This is a genomic window from Actinomadura darangshiensis (genome assembly GCF_004349235.1).
In the GTDB taxonomy this organism is placed as follows: Bacteria; Actinomycetota; Actinomycetes; order Streptosporangiales; family Streptosporangiaceae; genus Spirillospora; species Spirillospora darangshiensis.
On the sequence record NZ_SMKY01000025.1, the window covers coordinates 13842 to 28127 of the forward strand.

The following is a 14286-nucleotide window of genomic DNA, read 5'->3' on the forward strand; positions in this document are numbered from 1 at the left end:
TCCCTTCAGGACTCGCCGACGCCGAGGTGGCGGCGCATGGATGCTTCGTCCGCCAGGATCTCGGCGGCGGGTCCCCGGGTGGCCACCCTGCCCTCGGACAGCACGACGACCGTGTCGGACAGGCGCCGGGCCGCGGCGAGGCTCTGCTCGACCAGGAGGATGCTCGCGGACGAGGCCACGCGGGCGAGGGTGTCCACGACCTCGCGGACCAGTCGGGGCGCCAGCCCTTTCGTCGGCTCGTCGATGAGCAGCAGCCGGTTCTCGTTCAGCAGTGCGCGTCCGAGGGAGAGCATCTGCTGCTGGCCTCCGGACAGGGTTCCGGCCCGCTGCCCCGCCCGGGTCTTCAGCTCCGGGAAGAGCTCGAAGACGCGGTCGTAGTCCGGCGCCGTGCCGCGCCGCTCGGCGAGGCGCAGGTTCTCGGCGATGGTGAGCCCGTGGAAGACGTCGCGGTCCTCGGGGACGTAGCCCACCCCGAGCCGGGCGATCTCGTGGGTCTCCAGGCCGGCGAGGTCGCGGCCGTCCAGCCGGATGGCGCCGGTGCGCCGCATCAGGCCGAGGATCGAGCGCAGCGTGGAGGTCTTGCCGACGCCGTTGCGGCCCACGATGGTCGTCACCTGCCCTGCCGTGACGTCGAAGCTGACGCCGTTCAGGATGTGCGAACGGCCGATATAGGCATGGACGTCGGTGAGAGTCATCAGGGCATGGCCGCCCGCGGACGTGCCCTCGGCCTCGGACAGGACTCGGGACGCGTTCACAGCGGCTCCCCCATGTAGACGTTCTGCACCGTCTCGCTGGCGATGATCTCCTCCGGGGAGCCGCACGCGACCAGCGCTCCGTGGTGCATCACCGCGATCCGGTCGGCGAGGTCGAGCACCACGTTCATGTGGTGCTCGATCATCACGATCGTCTTGGCCTGCGTCCGGTGGACCCGTTGGACCAGGTCCACGAGGCCGCGGACGTCGTCGATGTTCACGCCGGCCATGGGCTCGTCCAGGAGGATGACCTCGCTTCCCTGGGCGAGGACGGTCGCCAGCTCCAGTTTCCGGCGGTCGCCGTGGGAGAGGGTCGACGCCGGACGCCCGGCGAGCCGGTCCAGGCCGACGAGCGCGAGCGCCTCGTCCGCGCGGTCCCATGCCTCGCCGCGCGCCGAGACCAGGGCGGCGTTGCCGAGGATCCCGGACCCCCGCGCCCTCGCCGCGAGCCTGGCGTTCTCCCGGACGCTCCGCCCGAGAAGCAGGTTCGATGTCTGGAAGGTGCGGCCCAGGCCCGCGCGGGCCCGGCGGTGGGGCGGCCGGCCGGTCACGTCCCTGCCCAGCAGGCTCACGGTTCCGGACGTGGCCCTGGCCGCGCCGCTGAGGACGTTGATGAGGCTCGTCTTGCCGGCACCGTTGGGTCCGATCACGGCCATGAACTCGCCGCGGCCGACCTCGATGTCGACCGAGTCGAGGATGTGGTGGCCGTCGATCACGAGATGGAGGTCCCGGCCCGCGACCGCCGCCGTCCCGTCCGGGGACGCCTTGTCGCCGAGGAGCCGCATCACGAGATCTTTTTGGTCACCGGGGACTCGACGTCCTTCGCCGAGTAGGTCTTGACCAGTTCGAGCCGCCAGCCGGCGCCGTTCTTCACCATCGTGTAGCCGAAGATGGGCTGGAGGGGGACGTGGTCCTCGGACCGGATGGTGACCGATCCCACCGGGGTCTGGAACGTCGCGCCCGAGAGCGCCTTGTTCACGGCGTCGACCTTCAGGCCCGCCCCGGCCTTCTCGACGGCCTTCACGGTCATCTGCGCTGCGAGGTATCCGCCCGGCTGCTCGATGTCGACCGGGGTGTCGGTGCCCTTCAGCGCGTCGAGCATCTCGGTCTCGGCCTCGGTGCGGGTGGTGCCTTCGCCGTAGTAGGTGATCAGTTCGAGTCTGGGCAGGTTCGTCCCGACGGCGGAGGCGAACTGGGCGAACTGGGGCCGCGGCGGCCCGATGGCGATGATGTGGGTGCCGGTGAACGCTCCCTGGTCGGCGAGCGCCTTGAACAGCTGGGACAGCCCGTCGCCGGCCCACCCCACGAAGATCGCGTCGGGTTTCTGGGCCAGCGCCTTGGCCACGCCCGCCGTGAAGTCCTGGGTGTCGACGGGGAGCAGCACCGATCCGATGCTGACGCCCTTCGCCGGGGCGAGCCGCTTCAGCGAGGTCACCGCGCCCTGGCCGTAGGCGTAGTCCTGGCCGAGGTACAGCAGCGACTTGTCGCCGGCCTTCGCGGCGGACTGGAGCACCGCGGTGTTGAGCTGCGGCGTCGTCGGGGAGCTGCGGAAGACGCCCGGGCCCATGCCGTCGATGTCGGCGGTGCCGGTCTGCCCGGCGATGAAGACGGCCTTGTTCTGCATCGCCAGCTGGGCGACGGGCACGACGACGGCGGAGCTCGCCGGGCCGACGATCATCTTGGCGCCGTCGCCCAGGAGCTGCTTGGCGGCGCTGAGGCCGGTGGCGGGGTTGCTGTTGTCGTTCTTCTTCTCGACCTCGATCTTGACGCCGCCCACCGTCATCGTGCCGTGGGTCAGGACCTTGAGCCCGGCGCGGTACCCCTCCTCCCAGGAGGGGCCGAAGCTGGCCAGGGCCCCGGTGTAGGAGTTGACGAGGCCCACCTTCACCGTCTTGGAGTCCCCGCCGGCGCCGGCGCCGGAGGCACACGCGCCGACCGTGCTCATGAGGGCGGCCGCGAGCCCGGCCGCCGCAAGTTTCCTGGTTGCCATCTGCTTGTCCCTGGGTAGAAGACTCCACCGAGTCGCTTCGCCGGTCGGCCCTGACCTCTGGCTTCGTGCTCAACCATCCGTTTTCCGGACTATGACATCCGTAATTCGGCACACTCAACCACCCGAGAAAGCGTGACGTCAAGCACACTCGGCCAAAATCCCCCGACTGCTCGCACACAGTGGTGAAACAGACACGAAGGGCGACCTTCTCTCACGAGTTTCACCCTCAATATTTCGGAGGTTATGCTCCGATAATCGGTGCGAGTGGAGAGGTGGCGGGATGCCGGACATGGCGGGGAAGGTCGTGCTGGTCACCGGCGGGGCACGCGGTCAGGGCGCGGAGGAGGTCCGGCGGCTCGCCGGCCGCGGGGCCCACGCGATCGCCGGCGACGTGCGCGCGGCGGACGCCGCCGAACTGGCCGGTTCGGTCGAGGGGCCGGGCAGCGCGAGCGCGATCGCGCTCGACGTCGCCGCCGAGGACTCCTGGCGGCAGGCCGCCGAGGAGATCCGCGCCCGGTTCGGACGGCTGGACGGCCTGGTCAACAACGCCGGAGTGGCCGCCGCCGGCACGGTGTCCGGCACCTCCTTCGAGACGTGGCGCGACGTCATGCGGGTGAATCTCGACGGGGTGTTCCTCGGCCTGAAGCACTGCTGCCCGCTCATCGCCGACAGCGGCGGCGGCGCGGTCGCCAACATCGGCAGCGGCGTCGCGCTCGTCGGCTACCACACCGCCGCCTATGCGGCCAGCAAGTGGGGCGTCCGGAGCCTCACCCGGTCGGCGGCCCTGGAGTTCGCCCATCGCGGCGTGCGGGTGAACGCGGTCCACCCGGGGCTCGTCGAGACACCCATGACGACGTCCAACCCGGCGCAGTTCGACGCCATGGTCCAGGCCACCCCCTGGGGACGCGCGGCGGACGTCGGCGAGATCGCGGAGGTGGTGCTGTTCCTGCTCAGCGACGCGGCCGGTTTCATCACCGGCGCCGACATCCCGGTCGACGGCGGCTTCGCGTCGGGCGGGCTGGCGAAGCGGATCGCCGAGAGCACCGGCGCCCTGACCTCCCCGCCCGGCTGACCGGGCGGGGAGGGCGATCCGTCAGGGACCCTCGTCCGGATCGATGAGCTCCCGGATGGCCGCCGGATCCCAGTGGAAGATCTCCATGACGGCGATGAGCCCGTCCCGCAGCTCGATCCGGTGCAGGACCGAGTTGGTCATGCGCCGCCCGGTCGCGCGGGAGCGGACGCGGCTGCGCATCGCCATGAACACCGTGTCGCCGCACTCGAAGGTCCGGCGGTCGTCGAAGGCCGCCGCGTCGAACACCTCGCGCAGGCGCCGCATCAGCCGTTCCACGCCCTCGCGCCCGTGCCACTCGCCGCCGTAGGGCAGCGACTCGGGCTCGCGCACGACGACATCGGCGGTGAAGCAGTTCCGGAACGCCTCACGCGCCTGCGAGTCGTCCATCCCTCCGGCCAGGTACGCCGCCTCGGCCGCGTAGAACGCGTCCAGCCGCGGGCTCCGCCCGTCGCCCGGCAGTCCCATCCGCCACCCCCTTGCCATCGAATATTTCGGAGAATAATATCCGAATATCGGTTTCTGTTGCGAGGGGTGGGGCGGTTTGTACAGCTGGGAAGAGATCAGCGCACGCCTGGAGATCCGGGACGTCCTGTACCGCTACTGCCGCGGCATCGACCGCCGCGACAAGGGCCTCCTCCGCAGCGCGTACTGGCCCGACGCGGTGGACCGGCGCGGCTACGGCCCCCCGGACGCCTCGCCCGGCGAGTTCGCCGACCGGGTGATCGACGGCTTCGGCGAGCTGCCCGCCTACAGCCAGCACCACGTCACCAACGTGTTCATCGACCTCGACCTGGCCGAGGGCGTCGCCCGCGTCGAGTCCTACAACCTCGTGATGCACCCGGTCGGCCCGGAGACCTCCCTCGTCCTGGCCACCGAGGACGGTGGGGCGCACCTGCGCGTCATGGGCGGCCGGGCCCTCGACCGGTTCGAATGCCGCGACGGGGAGTGGCGCATCGCCCGGCGGGTCATGCTGGTGGACTGGTCGCGCGACGACCTTCCGGGCGGTTCGCTGTTCGCCGGGACGCGGCACGGCCTCGACACGGGCGGTGCCGGCACCGACCCGTCCTACACGGTGCTGCCCACGCTCTGAGCGGCGGCCCTCACGCGGTGGCGAGCTCGATCCTCAGATCCCGCACGGACGGGAGCGAGGCCTGCACGCCGTACGCGCGCCGGAGGTAGAACTGCGCGTCGCACTCGTAGGCGAACCCGAGCGCGCCGTGGAGCAGGACGGCCGACTCCGCGACCCGCACCTGCGCGTCGGCGGCGTGCGACACCGCCACGAGCGCGTCGGCGAGCGCGTCCTCGTCCCCGCGCGCCCACGCGGCGCCCGCCCCGGCGACGGCGGCGCGCTTCATCTCCACGTCCACATAGAGGTCGACGCAGCGATGCCGGACGGCCTGGAAGGCTCCGATCGGCCGCCCGAACGCCTCGCGTGCGCGCACGTGGGCCGTCGCCAGCTCCAGGTTGCCGTGCATCGCGCCCAGGCAGTCGGCCGCGGCCACCAGCAGCCAGAACGCGCGCAGCCGGCGGGCCTCCCCGGGCGCCACATCGCCCAGCTCGCGCACCGGCGCCTCCGACAGTGCGAGGACGGCCGCCGGACGGGTCGGGTCGATGCCGGTCACGTCGAGCCGCCCGGCCTGGTCGAACTCGGCCCGGTCGAGCTCGACCAGGCCGATGCGCACCCCGTTGTCCTCACCGGGCGCCACCAGCAGCAGCCGAGGCGGGGTGGAGCAGGGCGCCACCGCACTGAGCCGGCCCGAGAGCCGCCCGGACCGCCAGTGCACCTCCGGTCCCCTGCCCGCGCCGCCCGGCCAGCACACCGCCGGGACGTCCCCTTCGAGCACCCGCGCCAGCTCGGCGCGCGCGGCCTCCGAATCCCCGGCCAGCGCCGCCAGCGTCCGGACGGCCCACAGCCCGGTCAGCTGGGAGCACGGCGTCAGCAGATCGCGGGCGCACTCCTCCGCCACGGCGAAGGCGAGCGCCGGGTCGCCGCCGGCGCCGCCCAGGGACTCCGGCAGCCCGGCGTGCAGCAGCCCGAGCCGCCGCCACCGCCGCGCCAGGCGGGGGTCGGCCCCCGTCGCGATGCGGGCCGCGACCGGTCCCGCGGCGCGGGCCTTCCGCACCTCCCGCCTCAGCTCGGCCTCAACGGCGCCGTCGTGCACGGTGGTCCTCCTCGCGTCGTTCCCTCTCGCGCGGCAGCCCCAGTACCCGGTCGGCCACGATGGACTTCTGGATCTCATCGGTGCCGCCGGCGTTTTTGATGCCGGGCCAGGACAGGGCGAACCGGCTCAGCGGGCTCTCGGTCCCCAGGTCCGCGCCGAGGATCGCGCGCGCCGCCTCGGCGGCCGCGCGCACGCCGTCGGCCAGGCAGAGCTTGGCGACCGAGCCCTCGGGACCGGGGTCGGCGCCTTCGCTCACCGCGCGCAGCATGCCGCGGCGGAGCTGTTCGACGATGCGCCGCCGGGCGCGGACGGCCCCGAGCGCCGCGGCGATGTCCGGGTCCGCCAGGCTCCCCCGGGCGCCGGCCTCGTCGCGGAGCGCGGCGAACGGGATCTGGTCCGGTCCGACCGCGAGCCGCTCGTTCATCAGTGTCGTCAGCGCGACCTTCCAGCCGGCCCCCGGCGGCCCGATGACGGCCTCCGGCGGCAGCACGACGCCGTCGAGGAAGACCTCGTTGAAGGTCGCCGCCCCCGTCGCCTGGACGATCGGCCGCACCTCGACACCGGGTGCCGCCATGTCGATGGCGAACGCCGTCAGGCCCGCGTGCCCGCCGCCGGTCCGGGCCAGCAGGTAACCCCGGTCGGCGAGATGCGCCCACGACGTCCAGACCTTCTGGCCGTCGACCACCCAGCGGCCGTCGTCGCGCCGCACGGCCCGGGTCCGGATCGCGGCGAGGTCCGAGCCGCAGCCGGGCTCGGAGAACAGCTGGCACCACAGGTCCTCGCCGCGCACCAGCCGGGTGATGTCCGCGGTCTTCTCGGGGGCCCAGTGCACCAGTGTCGGGAGCACCATCCGGGTGGTCACCTCGAACAGGTGCGTGGGGAGGTGATGGCGGGACTCGGCGTCCCAGAACGCCACGTCGGCGGCCCTGCCCCCGTCCCGTCCGCCCAGTTCCGCGGGAAGCGACGGCGCCGCCCACCCATGGGCGGCCTTGTGGGCCTGCCAGCGTCTCCCCCGGGTCACCAGGTCCCGCTCCGCCTCCGCGCTCATCGGCTCGAACGGCGTGAGCGGCGGCGGACCGGGGGGCTCGTGCGCAGGAGCGTGCCGCGCGAGCCATTCGGCCGCCGCCGACGCGACCTCCGCCGTGCTCATCCGGCAGCCTTCGCGCGCTGGTAGATCTGGGTGATCGCGACCGATCCCGCCCCCAGCATGTGGCACATGGCCAGCCGCCGGCCGGCGCGGAGCTGCCGCACGGTCTCGTGCACCTGCGCCACTCCGGTGGGGCCGCCGGGATGCCCTCCGGCGAGCAGGCCGCCATGGGTGGAGAACTCTGGAAGGCCGAAGCGCTCGCGCGAGCCGGGCCCGAAGGCGCCGCGCTCGACCAGGCCCTCCGACTCCCCCTCGGCGCAGAAGCCGAGCAGCTCGTAGTAGAAGAGCTCCTCGATGGCGAAGGCGTCGTGGACCTGGACGACCTCGACGTCGCGCGGGTCTACGCCCGCCTTGCCGCAGGCCGCCGCGGCCGCCGCCCGGGTCATCGCGGGCGGTCCGACGATGGCCCCCTCGAAGACGTGTCCGGGGGCGTAGGTCTCGCTTTCCACGTGCGACGACACCAGGCGCACGGCGGGAGCATCGGAGGCGAGGCGCGCCAGGAACTCCCGCGAGCAGACGACCGCCGCCGCCGCTCCTTTGCCCCATGGCGTGCACATCATGCTCGTCAGCGGCGGCGCGACCATCCGGCTGGCGAGCACCTTCTCGAGCGTCACCTCCTCGCGGGACCGGCGGGCCGCGAAGGGGTTCGCGCGGGCGTAGTTCCAGTTCTTGGCGGCGACCGCTGCCAGGTGCCGGGACGTCGTGCCCCGGTCGTGCATGCGGCGGGCCGCCCACATGGCGAACAGGGCGGGCGCCGGGAGGTTGCCCTCGCCCTCGATGACCGACAGGGCGGACACCTCCCGCTCCGGGCAGTCGATGCCGAGGACGAGCACGGCCTCGTGCTCGCCCGAGCCGACGAGGGTCCAGGCGAGATGAACGGCCGCCAGCCCGGACGCCGACGCGTGCTCGGCGTGCAGAACCGGCAGCCCCGTCACGCCCAGCTCCTTCGCGAGGTAGACCCCGCGCGGGGTGAGCGGGTGCGCCGAGCCCGCCACGAAGCCGTCCATGTCGGCGAACGCGCATCCCGCGTCGGCCAGCGCCGCCAGGCTCGCGCCGCGCGCAAGGGCCCGCGCGCTGCCCGCGGGATGCCGGCCGAAGGGCATCATGCCGGTTCCGGCGACGTACACCTCACGCACGGGCGAACCACCAGTCCCCGTCCACATCACCCTCCAGGAGATAGCCGGCCCCGATCTCGTGGGGGCCGGGACCGAGGCGCACCTGCACGCGCACGCCGTTGGCGAGGTCGACCTGCCCGTAGTCGCGGCCCCCGAAGGACGTCCACGAGTAGAGGGACCCCTCGCGAGGGAGGTCGACGTGCTCCAGCTCGCGCAGGCCGCCGTCCACCGACAGCGTCCGCTCCGGGAAGTAGGACTCGCCGGTGAGGGGATCCAGGCTGCCGCGCAGCGCGCCCCCCTCGGACGCCGCGGGGGCGGCCTCGGAGTCAGGGGTGAGGATGAAGGTGTTGCGGTACCTGGCCCTGAGCCCTGATGCGCCGGACATCTCGGCGATCAGGTCGACGAGGCGCAGTTCGCCGGCCGAGCCGGTCCGGACGCGCTCGTTCGCGATGTACTCGCGCACGTCGAAGACCTCGCCGACGCGCAGCGGGCCGTCGACGAACTCGACCGACGTCTCCCCCATCAGCGTCCGCGCCGGCTCGAAGCCGACCCGGGCGATCGGATCCGGTTCGGGCAGCCAGAAGCTCAGCACCGTGGGGTACGTCGGCGGGACCGGGGAGCCCGTCTCCACCGGCCGCGGCCAGCGCACGCTCGCCGCGAACGCCCGCGCGGCGCCCAGCTCGACGGGGAACCTGGTGCGCTGCTCCTCGTCCCCTTCACCGGTGGCGGCGGGTTCGCTCGGCACCTCGATCCGGGCGGTGGCGCAGGGTTTCCCGTCGACGGTCAGCACCGCCTCGTGCCCGGTGCCGGCCGTCCGGACATCGGCCGTGAGCGACACGTCCAGCGGGACGATGCGATGGAACCTGAGCCGCACGGCGAAGGGGCCCGAGTCCGGCAGCGCGGCGCCCTGGGCCAGCGCGTGGGAGATCAGCCAGCCGCCGTGCAAAGCGCCCATGGCGAACGGGCCGTCGTACCCCGACGCACGGGCGAACTCGGGGTCGTAGTGGATGGGGTTGCGGTCACCGCTCGCGCCCGAGTAGCGGACGACGTCGGGCAGCCCGATGGTCCCGAGCGGGGCGGTCACGCCGGGGTGCCCAGCGGGAAGAGGCCGCCCGCCGCCTTGTCCAGGAGCTCCGGCGTCCACCTGCGGCCGCCCGCCTTGATCTTGGACGTGGCGGTCCACGGCCGGATCAGGGTGATCTCGTCCCCCTCGACCGTGTAGACGCCGCCCGACGGAACGGGGCACGCCGGATCGGCCAGCCACGCGATGAACGGGCCGACGTTGCCGGGGTCGAAGAAGTCGAATCCCGACTCCGGCTTGGCGACGGCGTCGACGGCCGCGGGCGAGCTCTCGGTCAGGCGGGTGCGGGCGCTCGGCCCGACGGCGTACGAGCGCACCTTCAGGCGCTCGTTGAGTTCGAGGTGGCACTGGTAGGCGAAGGTCGCGATGCCCGACTTCGCCGCCGCGTAGTTCGCCTGCCCCGGGCTGCCGAACAGGCCGGAGATGCTGGTGGTGTGGATCAGCACGGAGTCGCGGTTCACGCCCGGCGGATCGGCCTTGGCGCGGGCGCGCCAGTGCCCCGCCACGGCGCGGGTCGGGCAGAAGTGGCCGCGCAGGTGCACCCGGATCACGTCGTCCCATTCCTCGGCCGACATGTTCACCAGCATCCGGTCGCGCAGGATGCCCGCGTTGTTGACCAGGACGTCGACCTCGCCGAACGTGCTCAGCGCCGTTTCCAGCATCTGGTGGGCGCCGTCCCAGTCGGCCACGTCCGACGCGTCGGCGACCGCCTCGCCGCCGGAGGCCAGGATCTCCCGCACCACCTCCTCGGCGGGCGTCTCGTTCCCTTCCTCGCCATGGAGCCCGCCGCCGAGGTCGTTGACGACCACCCTGGCCCCCTCCCGCGCGAGTTCGAGCGCGTACGCGCGGCCGAGGCCGCGGCCCGCACCCGTCACGATCGCGACCCTGCCCTGCAGCCGTTGCATCTGTGCTCCCTGTTCCAGCGTGAATGGTTGGGCGGCCCGGCGTCCGGCGGTCTCAGTCCGCCCGGTCGAGCCAGGAGGTGAGGTAGACGCCGTCGTCGGACTCCAGCGCCCCGTCCCCGAGCAGCAGCGGGCGGAAGGTGTCGATCATGACGGCGGTCTCGTCGACCGCCTCGACTCCGATCGACGCCTCGTAGGCGCCGGGCTGGGGGCCGTGGGAATGACCCGAGGTGTGCAGGGTGACCGAGCCGGCGCGGACGCCGGATCCGCTTCGCGCCTCGTATCGTCCGGCCACGTAGAACATCACTTCGTCGCTGTCCACGTTGGCGTGGTAGTAGGGCGCCGTGACGGCGCCCTCGTGGTAGCCGACCTTGCGCGGCACGAAGTTGCAGACGACGAAGTCGCGGCCCTCGAAGACCTGGTGCGCGGGCGGGGGCTCGATCACCCGGCCCGTGATCGGCTCGAAGTCCCGCAGGTTGAAGGCATAGGGGTACAGGCAGCCGGCCCAGCCCACCGCGTCGAGCGGGTGGTGCTGGCAGGTGTGGACGCTGCCGCCTCCGCGGTGCTTGATGAGGACGTCGACCTCGGCGGCGGGGTCCTCGCCCACGTCCTCGGCCAGCAGGCGCGCCCGGGGGACCCGCAGGTCCCGCTCGCAGTACGGCGCGCTCTCCAGGAACTGGCCGAACCTCGACAGGTACCGGGACGGCGGGGTGATGTGCGAGGTCGCCTCGATGCAGAAGGCGCGGACCGGACCTGCGCCCGGTGCGACCACCCACCGGTGGGTCGTCGCCCGCGGCACGACCAGGTAGTCGCCCGGACCGGCGTCCAGAGCACCGAACACCGATTCCAGCCGGGCCGTCCCGTCCTCGATGAAGACGCACTCGTCACCCAGCGCGTTCCGGTAGAACGGCGAGGTCTCGCCGGCCACGACGTAGGAGATCCGCACGTCGTCGTTGCCGAGCACGAGGCGCCTGTGCCGGACGACGTCGCGGCCGCCGCCGTCGGGGAACAGCGCGTGCAGGTCGAAGTGCCGCGGGATCAGCGGCCGGTTCTCGTGCAACTCGGCCCCGGTCGGCTCCCAGGGCGCCGAGCGGGCGATCGCGGACGGGATGTTGCGGCGGTAGAGCAGCGACGAGGTCGAGGAGAAGCCCTCTTCGCCGATCATCTCCTCGTACAGCAGGCGGCCGTCGTCGCGCCGGTGGGCGAGGTGCCGCTTGCGCGGGACCTCACCGACGGACGTGAAGTAGGTCATCGGTGCTCCTCCGCCTCGTCGGTGATCGTCGGGTTCGGGTTCCGCCTGGGGAGCAGCCGGTTGCCCGCGTCGACGATCAGGTCCGTGCCGGTGATGTCGCGGGCGGCGTCCGAGCAGAGCCACAGGACCGCGGCCGTGACCGAAGCGGGGTCGAGGTGGCCCCGTCCGGCGAGGGCGGTCGTCGCGTAGGCGGCGCGCAGGAAGTCCTCGCGCGAGGCTCCGGGCCGCACGCGGTCGTAGATGTCCTGGAAGTGGATCATCGGCGTGTTCACCAGGCCGGGGCTCACCGAGTTGACCCGGACGCCGTAACCGCCCAGCTCCAGGGCGAAGACCTTCGCCAGCTGCACCAGGGCGGCCTTGGACGAGGCGTAGTGGGCGTAGCCGGACGTCGGCACGGTGGCCGAGGTCGAGCCGATGATGACGACGCTGCCGCCGCGCTGCTCGATGAGGGCCGGCGCCATGGCCTTCATCAACCGCCAGGTGCCGTGCACGTTGACGTCGTACGTCGCCGTCCACTGCTCCTCCGTGATCTCCCAGAACGGGCCGGTGCTCCAGATGCCCTGGTTGAGCACCGCGACGTCGATGGACCCGAACGCCGACCGGACGGCGGCCACGGCGGCGCCGACCTGCCCGTCGTCTCGCACGTCGCAGCGCACCGGCAGCGCGGTGGCGCCTGCGGCCTCGACCAGCCGGGCCGTCTCGTCGAGGTCGCCGGCCGTACTCGGCCTGTACTGCAGGGGGGAGACCGGGGAGGCCACGTCGAGCAGGGCGACCCGCATCCCGCGTTCGGCGAAGGCCAGCGCGTGGCTTCGTCCCTGGCCGCGTGCGGCCCCGGTGACCAGCGCGGTCGGTCGGCTCATCCGGCTCCTCCCCGAGCATTGATCCGTAGAACGGAGATATAGCTCCGATAATCGGTTTCGAGATACACCTTCGACCGCAACCCGGCCGGCTGTCAACACCCGGTCCGCCGGACGGCCGCCGCGGGGTTGACACCCATGGGCGGGCATGCCCATGCTGGCTCATATTCGGACACTATGCTCCGAAAAACGGAAATTGGGGGTGGTGATGCCGGCCGAGCGGGAACTGCTGGCCGTTCCGATGTCCGGTACGGCCTCGTCCAACGAGGTGTACTCGGGCGTCGCCCGGCTGGCCGGCACGCTCTGGTGCGTCCGCCACCGCGCCGTCCCCGGCCGCCGGTCGTCCACCGTGGTCGTCGCCCTGCACCCGTCGTCGAACTTCATGGGGCACTACGCGCTCGCGGCGATCGCGGAGGCGGGGCACGACGCCGTGGGCATGTCGACCCGCTACATCGGCAACGACACCGCGCTGCTGCTGGAGAACTGCGTGGTGGACGCCGGCGCCGTCGTCCGCCGTCTCCGCGACGAGGGCTACGAGAGGATCGTGCTCTTCGGCAACTCGGGCGGCGGCGCCCTCGCCGCGATGTACCAGAACCAGGCCGAGCGGCCCACGATCACCTCGTCGCCGTGCGGGGGCGGGCCCGACCTCACCCGGGCGGGCCTGCCGCCGGCCGACCTGCTCGTCCTGGCGATGGCGCACCCCGGCCGCTCGCAGCTGCTCACCGAGACGCTCGACCCGGCCGTGCACGACGAGGGCGCCCCCTTCGACCGCGATCCCGCCCTCGACATGTTCGGCGGCCGTCATGGACCGCCGTACGACCCCGCATGGCTGGCGCGCTACCGGCTGGAGCAGCGCCGGCGCAACGACCTGATCACCGCCTGGGCGGAGGCGCGGCTGACCGAGCTCGCCGCACGCGGAGTACACGACCTGCCGTTCGTCGTCCACGGCGTCTGCGCCGACCCCCGCCACCTGGACCTCGAACTCGACCCCAACGACCGCGTCCCCGGCACCCTCTGGGGCGACCCCTGGAACGCCAACTTCCAGCCCGCGACGCTCGGGCATTTCACCACGGTGCGCGCTTGGCTCTCCCAGTGGTCGCGTCTGCGCAGCAACGGACACGGCCCCGATCTGCTGGCCACCGTGCGCGCGCCCGTCCTCGTCGTATACGGGACCGCCGACCAGAGCTGCTTCCCCTCCCACGCCCGCGAGCTGCACGGCGCCGTCGCGCACGGCGACAAGAAGCTCGTCCCCATCGTCGGGGGACGCCACTACCTGCACGGTCAACCGGAGCAGATCGCCCAGCTGGTCGCCGCGCTGGACGACTGGATCGACGCACATCCCCGGACCCCGGAGGCATGACATGACCAGCCAAGCCGAGCAGTACACCCCCGAGGCTCTCCAGGCCCGTGCGGAGATCACCGACCGCTTCCACCTCTACTCCCACTGCGTCGACCGGCGCCGATGGGACCTGCTGGACCAGGTCTTCCACGCCGACGCGACCTGGTGGGTGTCGTCCATCGGCACCGACAACCACTGGCGGGACGCGATGGAGAGCAGCCGGGAGCTGTTCGCGGCCGCTTTGGACGCCACGCACCACCAGGTCGGCAACATCCTGATCTCCCTGGACGGCGATGCGGCCGACAGCGAGGCCCTGATCACGGCCTACCACCGGGTCCGGGCCGACGCCCCGCTCGGCGGCATGTTCGGCGGCACCGGATGCGCCTACGATCTCTTCGCCGGCGGACGCTACCTGGACCGCTGGGAGCGCCGCGGCGGTGCCTGGAGGATCGCGCGGCGCAGGGTGGCCTCCGAATGGCGGCACCTTCAGCCCGCGTCCGACGGCATCCTCGCCTCGATCCCCCTCGAAGCGAGGGGGAAGCACGACGACTCCGACCTGTCCACGCCCACCATCGAGCGTTTCCGTGCCGCCCGGTCATGATGACGCCTGGGTAGGT

Annotated in this window: 15 protein-coding genes; 4 read left to right on the top strand and 11 right to left on the bottom strand. The window is 72.6% G+C overall.

Annotated features, from left to right (window positions below):
• Positions 1-5 precede the first annotated feature (5 nt).
• The 3 genes from E1293_RS08265 to E1293_RS08275 are packed head-to-tail and all read right to left on the bottom strand — an operon-like array spanning position 6 to position 2742.
• Positions 6-755: an ABC transporter ATP-binding protein gene (locus E1293_RS08265; RefSeq protein ID WP_243716094.1), complete on the bottom strand. Its 750-nt coding sequence runs from the start codon at positions 753-755 to the stop codon at positions 6-8.
• A complete protein-coding gene (locus E1293_RS08270) occupies positions 752-1537 on the bottom strand; it encodes an ABC transporter ATP-binding protein (RefSeq protein ID WP_132195540.1) in 786 nt (261 codons plus the stop codon). Before E1293_RS08270 ends, E1293_RS08265 begins: the two co-directional genes overlap by 4 nt.
• Positions 1537-2742, bottom strand: a complete 1206-nt coding sequence (locus E1293_RS08275) for a substrate-binding domain-containing protein (protein WP_132195542.1) — start codon at positions 2740-2742, stop codon at positions 1537-1539. The genes E1293_RS08270 and E1293_RS08275 overlap by 1 nt, the downstream gene beginning before the upstream one ends.
• Positions 2743-3022: 280 nt before the next feature.
• Between E1293_RS08275 and E1293_RS08280 the strand changes: the two genes are divergently transcribed.
• Positions 3023-3814, top strand: coding sequence for an SDR family NAD(P)-dependent oxidoreductase (locus E1293_RS08280; RefSeq protein ID WP_132195544.1), 792 nt, complete (start codon positions 3023-3025; stop codon positions 3812-3814).
• A gap of 21 nt (positions 3815-3835) precedes the next feature.
• Here the strand turns inward: E1293_RS08280 and E1293_RS08285 are convergent, their stop codons facing one another.
• The gene (locus E1293_RS08285) at positions 3836-4279 is read right to left on the bottom strand and encodes a nuclear transport factor 2 family protein (RefSeq protein WP_165978138.1); all 444 of its coding nucleotides are present in this window, start codon (positions 4277-4279) and stop codon (positions 3836-3838) included.
• A gap of 76 nt (positions 4280-4355) precedes the next feature.
• On the opposite strand from E1293_RS08285, the gene E1293_RS08290 reads away from it, so the two are divergent.
• On the top strand, positions 4356-4904 hold the full coding sequence (locus E1293_RS08290; protein WP_165978139.1) for a nuclear transport factor 2 family protein: 549 nt from the start codon (positions 4356-4358) through the stop codon (positions 4902-4904).
• A gap of 10 nt (positions 4905-4914) precedes the next feature.
• On the opposite strand, the gene E1293_RS08295 is transcribed toward E1293_RS08290, so the two are convergent.
• Genes E1293_RS08295 through E1293_RS08325 form a run of 7 tightly spaced genes read right to left on the bottom strand, consistent with a single transcriptional unit; the run spans position 4915 to position 12333 of the window.
• Positions 4915-5976 carry an acyl-CoA dehydrogenase family protein gene (locus E1293_RS08295; protein ID WP_165978140.1) on the bottom strand — a complete coding sequence of 354 codons (1062 nt, stop codon included), beginning with the start codon at positions 5974-5976 and terminating at the stop codon, positions 4915-4917.
• Complete coding sequence (locus tag E1293_RS08300) at positions 5957-7126, bottom strand: acyl-CoA dehydrogenase family protein (RefSeq protein ID WP_132195552.1); 1170 nt, start codon at positions 7124-7126, stop codon at positions 5957-5959. The genes E1293_RS08295 and E1293_RS08300 overlap by 20 nt, the downstream gene beginning before the upstream one ends.
• Positions 7123-8259, bottom strand: coding sequence for a thiolase family protein (locus E1293_RS08305; RefSeq protein ID WP_132195554.1), 1137 nt, complete (start codon positions 8257-8259; stop codon positions 7123-7125). Before E1293_RS08305 ends, E1293_RS08300 begins: the two co-directional genes overlap by 4 nt.
• Complete coding sequence (locus E1293_RS08310) at positions 8252-9322, bottom strand: MaoC/PaaZ C-terminal domain-containing protein (RefSeq protein ID WP_132195556.1); 1071 nt, start codon at positions 9320-9322, stop codon at positions 8252-8254. Before E1293_RS08310 ends, E1293_RS08305 begins: the two co-directional genes overlap by 8 nt.
• Positions 9319-10224, bottom strand: a complete 906-nt coding sequence (locus tag E1293_RS08315; RefSeq protein WP_132195558.1) for an SDR family NAD(P)-dependent oxidoreductase — start codon at positions 10222-10224, stop codon at positions 9319-9321. Before E1293_RS08315 ends, E1293_RS08310 begins: the two co-directional genes overlap by 4 nt.
• A 52-nt stretch (positions 10225-10276) precedes the next feature.
• The gene (locus E1293_RS08320) at positions 10277-11473 is read right to left on the bottom strand and encodes a homogentisate 1,2-dioxygenase (protein ID WP_132195560.1); all 1197 of its coding nucleotides are present in this window, start codon (positions 11471-11473) and stop codon (positions 10277-10279) included.
• Positions 11470-12333: an SDR family oxidoreductase gene (locus E1293_RS08325; RefSeq protein ID WP_165978141.1), complete on the bottom strand. Its 864-nt coding sequence runs from the start codon at positions 12331-12333 to the stop codon at positions 11470-11472. The genes E1293_RS08320 and E1293_RS08325 overlap by 4 nt, the downstream gene beginning before the upstream one ends.
• A gap of 205 nt (positions 12334-12538) precedes the next feature.
• Between E1293_RS08325 and E1293_RS08330 the strand changes: the two genes are divergently transcribed.
• Entirely contained in the window at positions 12539-13690 is a 1152-nt protein-coding gene (locus E1293_RS08330; protein ID WP_132195564.1) for an alpha/beta hydrolase, read from the top strand.
• Position 13691: 1 nt separating this feature from the next.
• Positions 13692-14270, top strand: a complete 579-nt coding sequence (locus E1293_RS08335) for a nuclear transport factor 2 family protein (RefSeq protein ID WP_132195566.1) — start codon at positions 13692-13694, stop codon at positions 14268-14270.
• Positions 14271-14286: the final 16 nt, after the last annotated feature.

Bases quoted from the DNA above. Each gene is read 5' to 3' on its own strand.
- E1293_RS08330 (WP_132195564.1), top strand. From the start codon at position 12,539: ATGCCGGCCGAGCGGGAACTGCTGGCCGTTCCGATGTCCGGTACGGCC.
- E1293_RS08320 (WP_132195560.1), bottom strand. From the start codon at position 11,473: ATGACCTACTTCACGTCCGTCGGTGAGGTCCCGCGCAAGCGGCACCTC.
- E1293_RS08300 (WP_132195552.1), bottom strand. From the start codon at position 7,126: ATGAGCACGGCGGAGGTCGCGTCGGCGGCGGCCGAATGGCTCGCGCGG.
- E1293_RS08335 (WP_132195566.1), top strand. From the start codon at position 13,692: ATGACCAGCCAAGCCGAGCAGTACACCCCCGAGGCTCTCCAGGCCCGT.
- E1293_RS08275 (WP_132195542.1), bottom strand. From the start codon at position 2,742: ATGGCAACCAGGAAACTTGCGGCGGCCGGGCTCGCGGCCGCCCTCATG.
- E1293_RS08315 (WP_132195558.1), bottom strand. From the start codon at position 10,224: ATGCAACGGCTGCAGGGCAGGGTCGCGATCGTGACGGGTGCGGGCCGC.
- E1293_RS08270 (WP_132195540.1), bottom strand. From the start codon at position 1,537: ATGCGGCTCCTCGGCGACAAGGCGTCCCCGGACGGGACGGCGGCGGTC.
- E1293_RS08285 (WP_165978138.1), bottom strand. From the start codon at position 4,279: ATGGGACTGCCGGGCGACGGGCGGAGCCCGCGGCTGGACGCGTTCTAC.
- E1293_RS08325 (WP_165978141.1), bottom strand. From the start codon at position 12,333: ATGAGCCGACCGACCGCGCTGGTCACCGGGGCCGCACGCGGCCAGGGA.
- E1293_RS08280 (WP_132195544.1), top strand. From the start codon at position 3,023: ATGCCGGACATGGCGGGGAAGGTCGTGCTGGTCACCGGCGGGGCACGC.